The sequence below is a fragment of the Pseudomonas schmalbachii genome, from assembly GCF_017589465.1.
GTDB lineage: Bacteria > Pseudomonadota > Gammaproteobacteria > Pseudomonadales > Pseudomonadaceae > Pseudomonas > Pseudomonas schmalbachii.
This window is the reverse complement of record NZ_JAELYA010000005.1, coordinates 350,845-366,313: the sequence shown is the minus strand read 5'-3', so window position 1 is coordinate 366,313 and position 15,469 is coordinate 350,845. Positions and strand designations below refer to the sequence as shown.

Sequence of the window (15,469 nt, the reverse complement as noted above, 5' to 3'; positions counted from 1 at the left end):
CGGCCGCTCCGGCCTCGGGCGAGGCGGCAGAACGTCCATCGCCACGCCGCCTCATCAAACGCACAGCGAACCGCTCAGGGCTGCGGCAACCCGAGCTCTTCGCGCAGCCCCCGGGCGGTCAGTGCCTTCGCCGAGATACCGGTGCCGTAATCGAAACGCTTGGCGCTGCTGAGCGGGCCGACGATCACCGGGTCGAAGCCGGCGTCGCGCACCAGGCCGCTGGCCACTTCCAGCGCCTGCGGATCGTCACCGGCCAGCGGGATGCCGAGCTTCTCCCCGCTGCGATGGGCCTGGCTGCGGATATTGCCGGCGGAGATCGCATTGAAGGCACGCACCAGGCGCACTCCGGGCAGGAAACCCCTGGACGCGAGCCCTGCTCCCTGCTGTCGCGCTTCCTCGGCCATAGGACCGTCGCGGGTGGGAATGGGATTGCCGGCATCCAGCACCACCTTGCCGGCCATCTCGGCGGCATAGTCGCGGCCGATCTGCGGAGTCGCGCCGTAGGGCACGGCGAGCAGGATCACCTTGCCGAAGGCCGCCGCCTCGCGTGGCGTGCCGGTACGCGCCCGTGGCCCCAGCTCGGCGGCCAGGGACTGCAGGCTCTCCGGGTGACGCGACGAAAGCAGCACCTCATGCCCGGCATCGACCCAGAGCCGGGCCAGGGCGGAGCCGATATTGCCGGTGCCGATGATGCCGATCTTCACCGCCTCGGCCCGCTCCTCGGCGGCGCCGGTCAACCCCGAGGCCAATGCCAGGCCGGCAACCAGCAGAACCCCGGCCATCCGACCGATGAAGCTCCTCGATGCGCTCATCGCCCTGCCCTCCACGCATTCCACCCGAATGCTCCAGTCTGGCCCGCTCGCCCCGGTACAGGCGGCCGTCTGTCGGGCGGCCGCGGTCATTCGTGTCGGCGTTTTTCAGCTGCGGCAACTTGCCGGTCGAGTCGCGCAGCAAAAGCGAACACGCCGGAGGCCTGCGGCAAATTACCCGCGACAGCGGAAAGCCTCTTTCCTATGCTTAGTGAGTTTTGTCGTACCCCCGCCAGGAGACTTCCGCCAGCCATGAGCCAACTCAGCGTGACTCGTCGTCTCGCCACCCTCGCCCAGCGCCTGGGCCTGAGGCCGGGAGACACCCACGACATCGCCGAGCGCACACAAGCCCTGTCGCTGGTATTCACCAAGCCCGTGGCGGCAGCGGCTGGCATCGGCTGGCAATCCGGTCCGCCGCTGTTTCGCCTGATCGACCTGCCGCGCGGCGCGCTCTCCGGGCCGGTGCAGGAGGACAAGGCGCGTGCCCACGCGATGCTGACCTGTCTGGTGGAATGGCAGCAGGAAAGCCTGCCCACGCTGGACATCCGTCGCATCGACGGCCTCTGCAGCCGCGGCCCGATGGGCAGCAGCAGCCTGCCCGACCTGGAAGCGCTGGCCGCCAGCGATGCCTGCCGCAAGCTGCGCATCATCAGCTACAAGGATTTCACCCGCGTGCTCGGCACCGCCGTGCCTGGCTTCGAACGCAACGAAAGGCTGCATCTGCGCCAGGCCAGCTGGCATGGCGAGCGCCTGTTCCGCATCAACGAGAATCATCCCGGCGAGTTCGCCAGCGCGGTGGTCTACGCCCGCCGACGCGGCCTGGAGATCTGCCTCCCGGTAACCATCCGCCGCTACCGCCTGAACTCTGCCGCCCTGAACGATCTCGACCGGCGCTACCACCTGCTGGCCATGCCGTCCCAAGCGTGGAGCGATCCGGCGTTCATGGAACTGCTGCTGGACACCGGCCTACCCTACGCGCGCCTCGGCCTGTTCAACACGGAAACGCCGGAAAGCCTGCTGCTGCCCAAGGATCACCCGCAAGCCCATGCGTTCGGCCTGGGGCTGCGGGCCATCGGCGCCAGCGACCTGGTGAGCTACCTGCGCGCCAGTGAATCCAGCACTCGCGGCAGCTGAAGGCTATTCCTGCGACGCCTGCTGCAGCGCCTCCAGGGCCGGCGCGGCGGGAATGCCGATCTCCACGCACAGCTCCATCACCCGCTGCAGGTCGCCGCGGTAGACCAGCACCGCCTGCAGTTCGTCGTCCAGCGGCTCGCTGAAGTCCAGCAGCACATAACCGCCCTTCTCCGGATACAGGGCGCTCAGTTGCACCTGGATGCGATTGAGCGCGGTGAGCGGCTCGGTCTTCTCAAGTTGCTTGGGCTTGAGCACGAACGACACGCCCTTGTCGAACGACGCGACGATGTTCTGGAACAGCTCGGCGTAGCTGTCCGCCTGGAACAGCACGATATCCGGCAGGCTGCCGACCACCACCCATTCGCCCAGCGGAATGGGGAAAGAATCGTCATAGTTCACGTCCGGATTGGCCTTCAGGAACGCCTCGGGATCGGCATAGGCCTGGGCGGCCTCATCGGCGATCCGGCTTATTTCCTCTTCACCCATGCAACCCGTGCTGATCAGGGAGATAAGTTCGGCAATCTGGTCTTTCATTGAAGGTATTCCGAGGCGATGACGAGGGCGCGAAGGATAGCTCGAATCGCTGGAGAGTGCTGCAGCCAGGGAACCTTGGTCGCCGAGGGCAGGTCGGATGTCCTCCCGAGCGATATCCACTATCGACCGGGATGATTTCCGCGTGCTTCGGGCCGTTGCTAGCCTGAGTCCGTCCCACTAGACCGTCTCCGGGTGCCCACAGATGAACCGAACACTCGCCGCTCTTGTCCTCGCCACACCGCTGTTCCTGGCGGGTTGTTCCAGCCACGAAGTCCAGCCCGAGCGCGTCTACAGCAAATCCGAGATCAAGTCCTTCGCCGTCGAACTGCTCGGCGCCAGCAGCATCTCGCGCGAGAACTATGCGAAGTACAGGCGAGCACTGAGCGAACCTTCCGGCCAAGGCTCCGGCATCTAACGCTTGAGCATGAACGTCTCATATTCCAGATCATCCAGCGCCACGTTCAACCGGTACAGCCCCAGCAGCACGCAGACCAGCAGCGACAGGGTGAAACCATAGCCGAACCAGCTCGGCCCGAGCATCTGGCTGAACAGCGTCAACCCACCGTTGAGCAGTACGAAAAGCACGCACAACTGCAGCACGATGGTGCGCTTGTCCAGGTAGAAGAACACGTTGAGCAGCGCCATGAACACCACCTGGATGCTCACGCCGATCACGTCGACATAGAACAGCGGCAGATAGTGGCGGGAGATTCCCAGCCACTCCAGCAGGTCCGCCGCCAGCAGCACCAGCAGGACCACGGTCAGCCCCTGCACCTTGCAGATTTCCAGCAGCGCCTGGCGGATGGAGAGAATCATCTGCTCCTTCAGCATGCCGATGTGCTGCAACGTCTCGCCGCCGCGGATCGCCGCGAAGACGCGCTCGTACCATTCGGCGAAATCGGTCTCGATGCGCACCAGGAATACCGCCATGCCCGGAATGATCGACAGGTAGGCGAGGAAGATCGGCAGGTCGTAGAGGATCGATGCGCGCAGTGGCCCTATCACCGCATCCGAGGTCACCGGGTTGAACCAGAAAATGAACTTGTCGATCCAGATTCCCAGGTTGTAGCAGAGCCCGGTCAGCAGCAGGCTGACGAACACCTTGCGGCGGTCGAGGAAATCGAAGGCCACCATGCGCTCGGCCGGATACTCGCGCAGGATGTCGTGGAGGAAGACGAACAGCAGGCTGGAGTGGCCGATCAGCAGCCCCAGCAGCAGTCCCTCCAGTTGCAGGAAGCGCAGCAGCCAGGCGGACACCACCATCAGCAGATAGCCGACGAACATCACCCCGAGGATGCGCCGGTAGGCCTTCATGCCCGACAGGAAGATGATCACCAGCCAGAGATCGCACAGCACCACGAAGTTCGCCATCACCAGCAGGCGGTAGGCGAACGGCTCGTCGAACAGCGTGCCGAGCAGGACGATGGCGAGCGTTCCCGAGGCGATAGTCACCAGCAGCAGGATGCCCACCAGGTTGGGCATGATCAGCTGACGCTGCTTCTCGAACAGGCGGTCGGAGATGAAGCGGGTGAAGAACAGCTGCAGGCCGCCGGTGAAGATCAGCGAGCAGGCCATCAGATAGGTCACCGTGATGAGGAACTGCCGGATGAGGAAGTCCGGCCCCGCCACACCGATGCTCAGGATGCCGATCAGCATCACGCTGACGATCGACAGGACCCAGGGGCCGGAGCTGATCAGCCCGGCGTACAGGTAGGCGCGCAGGGTCGCGGAGTAGGAGTCGCGGGACAGAATCTTGCGCAGTTCGAAGCCGATTCCGGCCATCTATGCAGTCTCCATGGCTTCACGATATAGCTGCTGGTAGCGCGTGAGCATCAGCTCCTCGGTGTAGAAGCGGCGCAACCGCTGCTGGCCGGCCGCCTGCGCCGCACGCCAGCGCTGCGGGTCGCGCAGCAGGCCGAGGATCGCGCGCGTGGTGGCCTGCGGGTCGGCAATCGCCACCACCTCGCCCGCCAGTCCCAATGCCCGGTCTTCGGCACCGATGCCCTCGACCAGCTCGCGGCAGGAGCCGACGTCGCTGCTCACCACCGGCGTGCCGGCGGCCCAGGCTTCGAGAATCACCAGCGGCTGCGCCTCGCTGATCGAGGTCAGCACCATCAGGCCCAGTTGCGGCAGCAGCTCGCTCATCTGGCGGAAGCCGAGGAACCTGACCTTTTCCTGCAGGCCGAGGCTGACGATCAGGCTGCGGCATTCGCTGACGTAGTCCGGGTCTTCCTCCTCCGGGCCGACGATCCAGCCTTCCGCCTCCGGCATGCTGTTGACCACCCCGCGCATGGCGCGAATGAAGGTCTTCACATCCTTGATCGGCACCACCCGGCCGACCAGCCCGACCACTGGCGGAATACCCGCCGGCCGCCGCTCCAGAGCGCCGTTCCAGGCTTCCAGGGCGATGCCATTGGGAACCACCCGGGTGCGTGCCGCATCGGCGCCATCGAGGATCTGGCGACGGCGGTTGCCCTCGTAGAGCGCGATGATCGAATCGGCGGAATGATAGGTCAGCAGGCCGATGCGCTCGAAGAAGCGAATCCACAGGCGGCGGATATAGCTCATCTCGGCATCCAGGCCGGTGCTCAGTTTCTCGTCCGGGTTTTCCGCGATCCAGCCAGCCTGGGCCAGGTCGATCTTGCGCTCCTTGGTATAGATGCCGTGTTCGCTGAGCAGCAGGCTGCAGCCCCAGAGACGCTGCAGCACACTGCCGAGCAGCCCGGCATAGCCGGTGGAGATCGAATGCAGCATGCGCGCACGCGGCATCCGCCGCGCCGCCTCGGTCAGCATGAAGATCGGCGCCTGCATCGAGCGCATGGTCCAGAAATAGTTGATGAAGGACGGATCGCTGCAGTGCTGCGCATAGCCATCGGTGATCGCCGCCCAGCTCGCCCGGCTGTGCAGGAATGCCTCGCGGCCGATGCAGCCCCGGGCGAGGATCTCCAGCACCCGTTCGCCCTCCTCCACGCCCGGCTCGTCCGGGTGGTGCAGGAAGTGGTGCACGTCGCGCATCGCCTGGGCGACGTCGCGGCCGGCCTTGCGCGGCTCGCGGGTGGTCGCGGTCCAACCGCTCTCCAGGAAATGTTCCTCGATATGCACCACGTTGTCCGGTATCGCGTAGTGGCGCTTGCCGTAGGCGGCGCGCTGCCCACCGATGAAGAACACGCTGAACGTCAGCTCCGGCAGGCCGAGGATCAACTGGTTGACCCAGCTCGACACGCCGCCCCGCACATAGGGCCAGGTACCTTCCAGCAGCAGGCAGACATCGGCGACCGGCTCCGGTGGCACGACACCCTGCTCGCGCTCCGGCAGCTTCCCTCCCGGTCGCCGCACGAAGGCTGCCGGAGTCCTCGGATGAAGCTCGATGGCGGGCGCCACCCGGAGTTTTGCGATCAGCTGTTCACTCATAACCAGTACCTCACCAACGCCGCGAACGGCGGGCGCCTCAACATGCCCTCCGGCATGCTGCAAAGCAGCCCGGGAATCTCGCGGTAATGACGTTGCCGGAAAGCGATCTCGGCGCGATAGGGAGCCAGTTGGTCTTCCACCACGCCGGCTGCCTGGGCCCGCCGCAGAAAACCGGCGGCCAGTTCGAGGTGTCCCTGCTCCATGACGATCCGCCCCGCCAACAGGTACATCTCGCCGCTGGAAGAGCTTTTCAGGGCCTTGACCACATGCTCCCGCGCCTGTTCGAGAACATGTTCGAGAACGCTGCCCTGGGCCAGGCCGATGTAGGCCAGCTCCCAGTACCAGCGCGCCAGCGCGCCGTGCAGGGACGCATGGCGCTCCGGCGGGGTCGAGGACAGGCGCTTGAGGAAGGATTCGATACGCTGGTTGATGTGGCTTTCCCGCTGGTCGAGCATCGAGTAGGCGAGCAGCCGCACATCGTCGGCTGGGTCGCGCAAGGCCAGCTTGAGGATCGGGATGGCGCTCTTGCCGGGCATCCGCCGGGTGGCGAAGATCGCCGTCAGCCGCTGATCCGGGTTGGGCGCATGGCGCAGTACATCCTCCAGGCCGCCGTCGCTGAACATCAGCTCGGGCCGCTGCTCGCGGGGACGGTACGGCAGCTCCGGCACGCCGATGGCCTGCCAGGGCTGCTCGGCCTGCCTGCGCGGCCGGTACAGAGCCGGGAATACCGCAGCTGCTACTCCGATGAATCCCAGCAACGGCACGAAGAACGACAGGCTGAAGATGAACAACAGGCTCCACGGCAGCGGACGGCGATAGCGCGCCGGCAGCAGCAACCACACCCCGTAGGCCAGCAGCAGGCTGCCGATGCCATGGGCGAAGGCATACAGGAGGGCCGCCTGCAGGATCGGCAGATCGCCGGTGACACAGAACCAACTGCCCAGTTCGCACAGCAGGGCCGTGCTAAATAGCCACTTGCTGATCATTCAGGCCGCACCCGTTGAAAAGGAAGTTGCGCAGGGCTTCGCGTTCGCCGCCCCCTGCCAGGTCGTACTGCCAGGTCCGGACGCCCAGGTCCTCCATCGACCGGGATTTGCCGAAGCGCTCGGCAAACAGATCGTGCAGGCGTCGCAGATAGCCCTGCGCACTGTCTTCCGAGGTCAACGGCAGCAGCACCAGCACCACGCGGTTGCCGCGCTCGTTGCGCACCCTGATCTGCACGTCGAGGCCACGCTGGCTGCTTTCCAGCAGTCGCTGCAGCTCCCCGCCGTGCTGCGCATCGGTCAGCTCGAAGGCGAACAGGCAGGCCGGCAGGTCATGCTCACGGGCATCCAGCAGCGAACGCTTGAGGTACTGGCTGAAGCGCTGCGCATCCGTATCTTCGAGTTGCAGCGCCTGCGGGTCGCTCATCAGCATGTCGGCGATATGCCCGGCGAGGATCGCCAGCAGGCTGAAATTGCGCTCGTGGAACATGAAGAACGGCATCTGCTGCACCGCGAGAATGGCCAGGATGCCCCCTTCGGTATCCACCAGCGGTATGCACACCTGCAGGCGCGAGTGGCGGTGCTGCTCGTCCTGATCGAGCAGTTCCTGACGGATGCTGACCAGTTCGCCGCGCTCCAGGCACAGGCCTACCAGCAGGTCCTCGACATCCAGCGGGCCCATGTCGCCGATACTGGCCAGCGCTCGCGGATCGACCCGGCGATTGTCGTGCACCCGGTAGAGCCCGGCGATGCGCAGGGAACCATAGGGCGCCAGCAGCGAAAGCACGCTCTCCGCCAGGCTGGCGAGGGCATCGTCCTCATGGGGCAGGCTGCGCAGCTTCTGGCGCAGGCCAAGCAGCGAGCTGCGCAGACTCTGATCGTTGCCGGCGATGCGCTGCTCCAGGCGGTCGTGGGAAATGCGCAGGACGTGGTGGGCGCGGGTGAATTCGTCGAGGCGCAGCTGGCGGTAGTTGTTGGCCAGGTCCAGACGCTCCAGCCGGCGCCCCCAGAGGTCGCGGAACTCGCCCACCAGCATGGCGCAGAGCAGCACCCCGACGATGAACGAGGCAGGCAGCTGGGCATAGGTCGACAAGCCGCTGGCGCGCAGTACCAGCAGCGTCGCCACCAGCAGCGCGGCGCTGCTCAGGCCGCGGACGAAGCCATAGCGCATGCTGATCAGCAGGGGCGCCAGGATCACCCAGGGAAACGGCGCCTTGACCAGCAGCGGGTCCTCGGGCGTGTACCACCAGCCCAGGGCCACGGCGAGAAAGGTGAACACCAGCGTCTCCAGCCAGGCGACGCCACCCGCGCTTGGGGTCAGGATGTAATGCCTGTAGACGGACTGCATGGCCGTCACTCGAAGCGCAGGTCGCGGACCAGATCACGCAGGACGGTCTGCGCGGTGCCCGCCAGGGTTTCCCGCGACCATCCGGCGCGCGCGCCGCTGCGACTCCAGAGCAGCTTGCCGCTGGAGGTCTCCAGCACCTGCAGGCTCACCCCTACCGCCGGCTCGCCGTCCAGGCCGTTCTTGTACTGCCATTCCTCGACACTGCCGGTCACCACGTAGGCGAGCTTCTGCTGGCGCGCCCAGTCCAGCGCCTGGTTCTGCCGCACGCGGTCGTCGAGCAGCAGCGGATCGCTCTGCGACAGCTCCGGGTAGACCCACGGGCGCACGCCATCCTCGGCCAGTACGCTGAGCAGTATCTGCTCGACACGCTCGCCGGCCTGCGGCGCCTGGGAGTAGTTGAGCACCGGCAACAGCCCCCATTCGGCATCGCGCGGCAGTGCCGAACCACGCTCGCTGGTGAAGCTGGAACAGCCCGCCATGACCAGGGCGATGGCTGCGAAAGTCAGGCAGCGGATGGATTGCATGGTTGATTCCTCCTGTTGAATTCCCTGTTCAGCGCCCGAAGCGGGTGCTGTAGGTCACGCCGATCACTCCCCCGCCATCGCCGCCACTGCCTTGTGGAGCGGACTGGTAACCGAGGGTGAATGCCAGTTCGTCGTCGCCAAGCACTTCCACGCCGATGCCGACGTCGATTCCGTAGTTGAATTCGCTTTCCGTCCATTGCCAGCCGGCCATGGTATCCACGACCCAGGTGAAGTACGGCCTCGTACGGTTCAGCGCCCCGGGGAAACCGCGCCGCCAGGTGCTGCCGAAATAGACCTGTCCGTAGCGGTCCTGCAGCAGGTCGTGGGTATCGGCGCCATCCAGCAACAGCGCGCCGCCGTGGGACACCAGCAGGTCCTCGGGCATGTCGTCGAGCCGGTTGTGCTGGTAATCGACGCCGGCGCGCACCTGCCAGGCCGGCCCATCGAAGAACAGGGTGTGCGCCCACTCCAGGTTGATCGCCTCGCCCCGGCCGAGATCGTCGCCCTCGCGGGTGGAATAGCGGTTGTATGCGAGGCGCCAGCCCAGCTCATCGCGTGCGCTCAGGCCGTGGCGGCCACCCAGCCAGATGTCGTCGCGCATGCCCAGCGCGCGCAGCAGGCCGGTCTCGTCGGTTTCCCGGTGCCAGTCCGCCCCGGCCAGCAGCTCGTTGCGCGAGTCGAGCTTCCAGCTACGCGCCAGGCCGAGGCCGTAGCGGTCCTCGTCGTCGCGCCAACTGCCGTCGAAGATGACGTCGAAGGCACCGTCGGCCAGTTGCCGGCGCAGCAGCAATTGTGCGTTGCGCTCCGTGCCCAGCACGGAATCGTCCAGGTCATCGCTGTTGTAACGGCCCTGCCCCAGTTCGAGACCGGAATACCAGTCGCTCCCCAGGTTGCCTGCCACCTGCAACGTCGGCCCCTTGAAGTCGAGCCCGCCGAAGTCCTTCTTGTGCCAGCCCAGTTGCAGGCCCTGCGGCATACTTTCCAGCTGTTCCACGCTTTGCCGCAGCAACTGTTCCTGAATCGCCGTCGGCTGCCCGCCGCCCACCGCGGCGAGGCTCTCCCGCAGGGCCTGGTCGCCATGGCCGAGACGCTGCAGGGCTTCGACCCGCTGGGCCGGGTCCATACCGCTGGACGCCAGCAGGCGTTCGAGGGCGACGCGGTTGTCGTTGCGCAGAGCCTGCTGGATCGCTTCGGAGTCGTCGATCTTCAGCCCGCGGGCACGTCCCCAGGCCAGCCAGTCGTCCCTCAGCGTTTCCTGGTTGCCGGCACTGAGACGCTCGAGGAACTGGTCGAACCAGATCTGCAGCATCGCCGGCTCGCCATTCCAGGCCTGCCGGGCCAGACCCTGGGCCATCAACGGCCCCTGGCTGACCGAAACCAGATGCAGGTAACTGGCGAAACTGTCCGGCGTGGCGCTGATCCGCTCGCGGTCGGCCTGGCGCAACAGGATGCGGCGCAGACGCAGAGCGCGATCCTGATAACCGGAGGCATCGAGCGCATCGGCATAGGCGGCCTGCACCAACCAGTCGTCGGGGTAGGCCTTCAGGTAGCGTTGGAACCAGACCAGGGCCTCGGCATTGCGGTTGAGCATCAGGCTGGCGCTGGCGAACGGCAGCCACAGTTCTCTCTCGTTCTGCGCCTGGGCGCGCCAGCCCTGCAACAGCGGCGGCAGCGCATCGCGGCGTCCCTGGTCGATATAGAACCAGAGCAGGCGCTCGCGAATCCGACTTTCCCCGGGGAATCGTTGCAGGGCCTGGAGATAGATGCCTTCGGCCTTCGCGGCCTCGCCGTCCTCTTCGGCAAGGCGGGCCTGCGCCAACTGGTACGCCGGCATGTCGGCGGCTCCCTGCAGCTCCGCGCCTTGCGCCAGCAGGCTGCGCAGCGTCTGCCAGTCGCGCAGGTCCTGCGCCAGCTCCAGGGCCGAGGCCAGGCGCTGGAGATCGGGCCGGCGCTGCAGACTGTCGACCAGCACCGCCAGGGCCTGGTGCGGCTCGGCTCCCTCGTAGAGGCTGACCAGTTGTTCCTCTTCGCTCCTGGACAGCGGGATACCCAGGGCCAGCATGCGCTCGTAGGTCCGGCGCGCATCGTCATCGCGCTCCAGCATCCAGGCGATCTCCGCGCGCAACTGCCAGAAGGCCGGCCGGGTCACCGAACGGTCGTCCACACCTGCGAGCACGTCCCAGGCGGACTGCGGGTCGAACAGGCTCAGTTGGAGCTCCGCCCACTCCAGCCGCTCGTCCAGGCTCAACGGGAAACGCCGGGCCATGTCCGCCCACACCCGGCTTGCCTCCGGCAGCTTCTGCATGCGCCCGAGCACTTGGTGCAGACGCTGCCAGCCCAGGCGCTGCCGCGGGTAGCGCGACAGGTAGTCGCGCAGCCAGGTTTCGCCCGCCTCGGGCGTGCCGCGCGTCTCGTGGCTGTAGATCACGGCGTCGAGTTCCTCGTCGCTGAGCTGCCGCTGGCTGGACATCGGCGCAAGCAGGGCGAGCACCGTATCGAAGTCGAACAGCTGCGCGGCGAGGCGCCAAGCATGCGCATGCACGTCCTGCGCCTGGCCCTGGCGGAACGCCCGGACCCAGTACTGCAGCGCCTGCTGCGGATGGCCGGTCCACTCGCCCAGACGCGCCATGCTGGCCAGCAGTTTCGAATCGTCGGGACGCAGTTCGAGCAGTTCCTGGCCTACCTGCCAGGCCCGTTCGGTCGCCCCGGAAGCCATGCTCAACTGGAAGTCCGCGTCCACGGCCCACGGATCGCTCGGGTGCAAAGCGCGCCAGCGCTGGACGAAGCGTTCCGCCAGGTCGAAACGCTGGCTGCCCTGGGCCGCACGTACGCCCTCATCCAGCCAGACCTGCGAGGTGGGGTCCTCGCCCAACTGCTCCAGGTGCTCGGCCAGCAGCTCGACCGCCTGCTCCGAGCGGTCGCCCGCCAGCAGGCTGGAGAAGGCCCGATGCAGGTATTCGTTGCGCCGAACCGGGTCGTCCGTCTGCGCGGCGATCTGCTGATAGAGCTGGGCGGCGCGTTCCGGCTGGTTCGCGGCGAGATGCCAGTGGGCTGCCCTGGCAAGCCAGTGCCGGCGTTTTTCCGCATCCCGCCCGGCCAGTTCCTCATAGGCTGCCGCCGCCTGATCCGGCGCCCCCAACTGGAGGGCCGAGGTAGCCAGCCGCTCGAGTTGCGCGTTGTCGAGTGCGGCACGGTCGATCAGCCGCAGCCGCCCGACCAGGGCCCCCTGCTCGCTCGCATCCAGCCCGGCCGGATTGGCCTGTGCCTTCAGCAGGTCCAGTTCGAAGCCGTAGAAAGGCGCGACAGCGCTGCCATGCCCTTTCAGCAACGCCAGGTGTCCGCGAGCGCGCTCATATTCGCCAAGCACGATCAACTGGTCGATCAGGCGCAGGCGCAGGGTGTCGTCACCCGGATGGAGACGGAGCAGGAGCTCGGCATAGTTGATCGAAACCGCGTCCGGCGCGTCGCCATCCTTCGGGAAAAAGGCCTCTTCGCTGTTGAAGATCAGCGCCAGCAGGGCCAGCACTCCCACGGCGATCCCCAGGATCGCCCAGGGACTCAGCAGGCGTGTCTTCGCGCGCGGTTCAATTGCAGACAAGCTGACCATCGGCTACCCGCCCCATCGGCAACTCGAAACTCCACAGGCCATTCCCTGCCCGCCCCGTGTAGGTCTTGCCGGATACGGTCACCCGACAGGACGCGGCCGCGCGCACGCTGAAGCGCAGCGGCAGGTTGCCGTCGAAGGCGAAGCTGACCCGTCGCCCATCCTGGTAGGCCCAGCGGCTCAGCGGCTGGTTGGCTTCCTCCAGCGCCGGCCGCGGATCACGGCTGGTACGCAGGGCGAGCACGGCTTCATCCCTGCTGAGATGGACATAACGTCCCTGGGGCAGGTCGCGCACGCCGGCCACCCCTGTGGAGCGGGCCAGGTCCGGCCAGCCCAGTTCCGGGTCCAGGCGCAGGGTGCGCAGGCCGGCCATTCCGCGCAGCTGCCAGGCGCCGTCGGCGCGGCGCGCCAGGCTGGCGCGATGCAGGCCCTCCAGGCGCGGGACGTAATCGCTCATCCACATCGACATCGGCTGGACTTCCTGCATGGCGGCATAGATCTGCCGCATGACCTGGATCGATGCCTGCTTGGTGCCGGAGTAGAAGTGGTAGTACAGGTGCAGGCCGCGCAGGCGGCGGGGCTTCTCGGTCAGATCGAAGGTGTCCAGCACCCCGCGGAAGCCGTAGTAGGGCCCCTGCCAGAGGTTGGTGTAGAGGTTTTCGTTGATGATCGGCGCGTAGTACTGCACGCCGCCGGCGGTCGGGCGGATCAGCGGGTAAAGCCCGGTCAGCGACGGGAAGGCCTTGGTCAGGATGGTCTGGCCGCCATTCACGTTGATCAGCCCGCTGTCATAGGCCAGCTTCAGGGTGTCGGCATCCGGCAGTGCATCGCCGGACCAGAAGATCATCTTCACCGGCTTGGCCGGGGTGGTCAGGCGCTTGTTGATGTAGTCGCGCGAGCCGACGACCTCGCGGACGAAGTCGACCTTGTCGTAGCCCGGGATCGCCATCTTGTAGCCGTATTCGGCCTCGAATCCTTCCCGCTGTTCGGCCTTCTGCGGCTGCCAGAAGAATGGATGGCTGAAGGTGTGGGTCGCGACCTCGACCTTGGGATTGGCAAAGATCTTCCGTGCGATCGGCTCCAGCTCCCGCGTCAGATACGGGTACATCCCCTTGGGCCCGATTTCGCCCTCGATCACCGATACCGACGTGAGGAACGGGTAGGGTTCGATGAAATCGTCGAGCACCTGCTGCCCGGCATAGGGGCTGCCCGTCACCTCCGCGCGCGAGACGAAACCGTCGCCGTCGATGTGCACGGTAGCGATGCGCCGGCCGTTCTCGGTGGTCGCATCCGGCCGGGGCAACGGCGGCAGACGCAGCGTGTCGCGGACGAAGGCGAACGGATCGATGATCCAGCGATCGCGCTCGCCGACCACTTCGAGGACATAGGGCGTCATCGCGAAACCACCCCACTGCGCGCGCGCGACCGGCACGTAGAGCCCGCCGGCGCCCTTGAGCGTCAGCGCCGGAGTGACCTGCTGCGGATCGATCACGGCCAGCGGCGGGAGACTGCGCGTGCGCAATACCAGCGGTGCCTCGAAGCTGCCGAGCAGATGCTTGTCCTGTTGTTCCACCTGCACGTCGCCCTTCAGCGGCTTCGCCAGCCGGCGCAGGCCGAGGCGCTGCAGCAGGCTGTCGCTGCGCACCGGCAGATCGGCCATGAAGACGACCGGTACATGCTCGTCCAGGCGCGCGGCGAGCCAGTCGTCGAACGCGCCGTTGTTGGCCGGCGGGCCGCTGGTCATCCAGGTGATCACCCCGGCGTAGAGGCCGCTCATGGGGCGTGTCGGCAGCGGCTGATTGGTGGGCAGGTAATCGACCCGGTAACCGAGGTATTCGAGCAGTCCGCCCAGGCGGATGTGGCCGGTGTTGAAGGTCAGGTCGCCTTCGTCCGGGTTGTAGATCATGGCGATGCGCCGGGGCTGTACTTCCACGTTGCCGACGCCCAGCGAATCCAGGTCCGGGGTCGTCACATAAGGGATGTAGCCTTCCTCGCGCAGTTGCCTGGCCAGCGCCCTCGCCTCTTCCCGGCGCTCCGGCGGCAGGTATTCGATGGCAACGATGGGCGTGCCCGCGGCGCGCAGGCGATCCAGGTGCGGCTTCAGCCAGTCGCGCTCGTCCTGCTGCACCTTGCGGTATTGCCTGTTCGCCGCATCCCAGCCGGCATGAATGGACTCGACCGCCACCGCCGCAGCCACGCCGGGCAGGTCCGGCAGAACCTCGAAACCACGGTTGAAGAACAGCTTCAGGCCCGGCTCGCGTCGATGCAGGTCCGCCAGCAGGGTCTCCAGCGCCTTGCGCTGCGCCTGATGCCGTTCCGCATCCTGCAGGTTGAAGCTGTCGAGGGTGTCGAGGAACAGGCCCGCATAGCCCTGCCCGCGCAGTTGCGCGGCGCGCTCGAAGACCCGCTGGCGCCAGGCGGGAGCGGCGAGATCCATGACCTGGCTGTCCCACGCATCGTTGCGCACATCGCTCGCGGCGGCACTCAGCCCCTGCCGGGCGATGGCTGTGGCATCGCCGTCGAACTCGCCAATCGACAGGTAGGCGAACGGCGTGCTGCCCTGGGCCTTCAGGTAAGCCACATCCTTGGCGGAAGCGTGCTCGGCTTCAAGCACCACCCAGTCGAACTGGGCCAGTTCCGCCAGCGGTGGTTTCTCGGCGTACCAGAAGGCCACACTGGCGGGTTGGCTGGCCGCAGTGGCGGACGAAAGCAGAGCAATAGCCAGGCCGGCGAGCCAGGCCGGCCACCAGAGTCCGATCGAGCGCATAGAGTTTTTTCGATCGACGGGTGCCAGGACCCGCCGCATCCCTTGGTCAGTTCTATCCCCACCTCTGCCCCTTGCCTGTCATCGAAACGACGGGGCGGGCTCTCCTCTTCCTACAGCTATTTCCTTCGGAGTTATGGGGTAGATAAAACGACTCTGGCACAGAGTTGTCAAACTACTGACTGTAAAGCCAGTAAGACACCCTAAAAAGTCATAATAATGACGCCATTGATGCCACTAATATTTCTTTCCGAAATGACTCCTCGGAGGAGAAACCAAACCTCCTCATAAGTCCTTGAAAGATGAGAACAAGCCTGCGATCAGGAAACACCCCGAAGCCCGCCGGAAGGCTCTAGAT

Annotated in this window: 11 protein-coding genes; 2 read left to right on the top strand and 9 right to left on the bottom strand. The window is 66.3% G+C overall.

Translation table 11 applies throughout. From position 1 onward, the window contains the following. Positions 1 to 74 precede the first annotated feature (74 nt). Positions 75 to 812, bottom strand: coding sequence for an NADPH-dependent F420 reductase (locus JFY56_RS15195; RefSeq protein WP_236032712.1), 738 nt, complete (start codon positions 810 to 812; stop codon positions 75 to 77). A 249-nt stretch (positions 813 to 1,061) separates the two neighbouring features. Here JFY56_RS15195 and JFY56_RS15190 point away from each other — a divergent pair, with 249 nt between their 5' ends. Then, positions 1,062 to 1,943 carry a DUF6685 family protein gene (locus JFY56_RS15190; RefSeq protein WP_208314670.1) on the top strand — a complete coding sequence of 294 codons (882 nt, stop codon included), beginning with the start codon at positions 1,062 to 1,064 and terminating at the stop codon, positions 1,941 to 1,943. Between the two features lie 3 nt (positions 1,944 to 1,946). Here the strand turns inward: JFY56_RS15190 and JFY56_RS15185 are convergent, their stop codons facing one another. Then, positions 1,947 to 2,477 carry a hypothetical protein gene (locus JFY56_RS15185; protein WP_208314669.1) on the bottom strand — a complete coding sequence of 177 codons (531 nt, stop codon included), beginning with the start codon at positions 2,475 to 2,477 and terminating at the stop codon, positions 1,947 to 1,949. A 202-nt stretch (positions 2,478 to 2,679) separates the two neighbouring features. On the opposite strand from JFY56_RS15185, the gene JFY56_RS15180 reads away from it, so the two are divergent. Continuing rightward, positions 2,680 to 2,892, top strand: coding sequence for a hypothetical protein (locus JFY56_RS15180; protein WP_208314668.1), 213 nt, complete (start codon positions 2,680 to 2,682; stop codon positions 2,890 to 2,892). Here the strand turns inward: JFY56_RS15180 and pelG are convergent. Genes pelG through JFY56_RS15145 form a run of 7 tightly spaced genes read right to left on the bottom strand, consistent with a single transcriptional unit; the run spans position 2,889 to position 15,114 of the window. Further along, a complete protein-coding gene (gene pelG, locus JFY56_RS15175) occupies positions 2,889 to 4,259 on the bottom strand; it encodes an exopolysaccharide Pel transporter PelG (RefSeq protein WP_208314667.1) in 1,371 nt (456 codons plus the stop codon). The genes JFY56_RS15180 and pelG overlap by 4 nt on opposite strands. Next, complete coding sequence (gene pelF / locus JFY56_RS15170) at positions 4,260 to 5,888, bottom strand: GT4 family glycosyltransferase PelF (protein ID WP_208314666.1); 1,629 nt, start codon at positions 5,886 to 5,888, stop codon at positions 4,260 to 4,262. It lies immediately after the preceding gene. Then, complete coding sequence (locus JFY56_RS15165) at positions 5,885 to 6,874, bottom strand: HEAT repeat domain-containing protein (RefSeq protein WP_208314665.1); 990 nt, start codon at positions 6,872 to 6,874, stop codon at positions 5,885 to 5,887. The genes pelF and JFY56_RS15165 overlap by 4 nt, the downstream gene beginning before the upstream one ends. Continuing rightward, the gene (locus tag JFY56_RS15160) at positions 6,852 to 8,219 is read right to left on the bottom strand and encodes a PelD GGDEF domain-containing protein (RefSeq protein ID WP_208314664.1); all 1,368 of its coding nucleotides are present in this window, start codon (positions 8,217 to 8,219) and stop codon (positions 6,852 to 6,854) included. The genes JFY56_RS15165 and JFY56_RS15160 overlap by 23 nt, the downstream gene beginning before the upstream one ends. Positions 8,220 to 8,224: 5 nt before the next feature. Beyond that, complete coding sequence (locus JFY56_RS15155; RefSeq protein WP_208314663.1) at positions 8,225 to 8,743, bottom strand: penicillin-binding protein activator LpoB; 519 nt, start codon at positions 8,741 to 8,743, stop codon at positions 8,225 to 8,227. 28 nt (positions 8,744 to 8,771) lie between these two features. Further along, positions 8,772 to 12,350, bottom strand: a complete 3,579-nt coding sequence (locus JFY56_RS15150; RefSeq protein ID WP_208314662.1) for a tetratricopeptide repeat protein — start codon at positions 12,348 to 12,350, stop codon at positions 8,772 to 8,774. Continuing rightward, the gene (locus JFY56_RS15145) at positions 12,328 to 15,114 is read right to left on the bottom strand and encodes a bifunctional glycoside hydrolase 114/ polysaccharide deacetylase family protein (protein WP_408004413.1); all 2,787 of its coding nucleotides are present in this window, start codon (positions 15,112 to 15,114) and stop codon (positions 12,328 to 12,330) included. The genes JFY56_RS15150 and JFY56_RS15145 overlap by 23 nt, the downstream gene beginning before the upstream one ends. Positions 15,115 to 15,469 lie beyond the last annotated feature (355 nt).

What these genes read in the sequence shown, in the direction of transcription:
- pelF (WP_208314666.1), bottom strand. Translation starts at nt 5,888, where the DNA reads ATGAGTGAACAGCTGATCGCAAAACTCCGGGTGGCGCCCGCCATCGAG.
- JFY56_RS15165 (WP_208314665.1), bottom strand. Translation starts at nt 6,874, where the DNA reads ATGATCAGCAAGTGGCTATTTAGCACGGCCCTGCTGTGCGAACTGGGC.
- JFY56_RS15180 (WP_208314668.1), top strand. Translation starts at nt 2,680, where the DNA reads ATGAACCGAACACTCGCCGCTCTTGTCCTCGCCACACCGCTGTTCCTG.
- JFY56_RS15155 (WP_208314663.1), bottom strand. Translation starts at nt 8,743, where the DNA reads ATGCAATCCATCCGCTGCCTGACTTTCGCAGCCATCGCCCTGGTCATG.
- JFY56_RS15145 (WP_408004413.1), bottom strand. Translation starts at nt 15,114, where the DNA reads ATGCGCTCGATCGGACTCTGGTGGCCGGCCTGGCTCGCCGGCCTGGCT.
- JFY56_RS15195 (WP_236032712.1), bottom strand. Translation starts at nt 812, where the DNA reads ATGAGCGCATCGAGGAGCTTCATCGGTCGGATGGCCGGGGTTCTGCTG.
- JFY56_RS15160 (WP_208314664.1), bottom strand. Translation starts at nt 8,219, where the DNA reads ATGCAGTCCGTCTACAGGCATTACATCCTGACCCCAAGCGCGGGTGGC.
- pelG (WP_208314667.1), bottom strand. Translation starts at nt 4,259, where the DNA reads ATGGCCGGAATCGGCTTCGAACTGCGCAAGATTCTGTCCCGCGACTCC.
- JFY56_RS15185 (WP_208314669.1), bottom strand. Translation starts at nt 2,477, where the DNA reads ATGAAAGACCAGATTGCCGAACTTATCTCCCTGATCAGCACGGGTTGC.
- JFY56_RS15150 (WP_208314662.1), bottom strand. Translation starts at nt 12,350, where the DNA reads ATGGTCAGCTTGTCTGCAATTGAACCGCGCGCGAAGACACGCCTGCTG.
- JFY56_RS15190 (WP_208314670.1), top strand. Translation starts at nt 1,062, where the DNA reads ATGAGCCAACTCAGCGTGACTCGTCGTCTCGCCACCCTCGCCCAGCGC.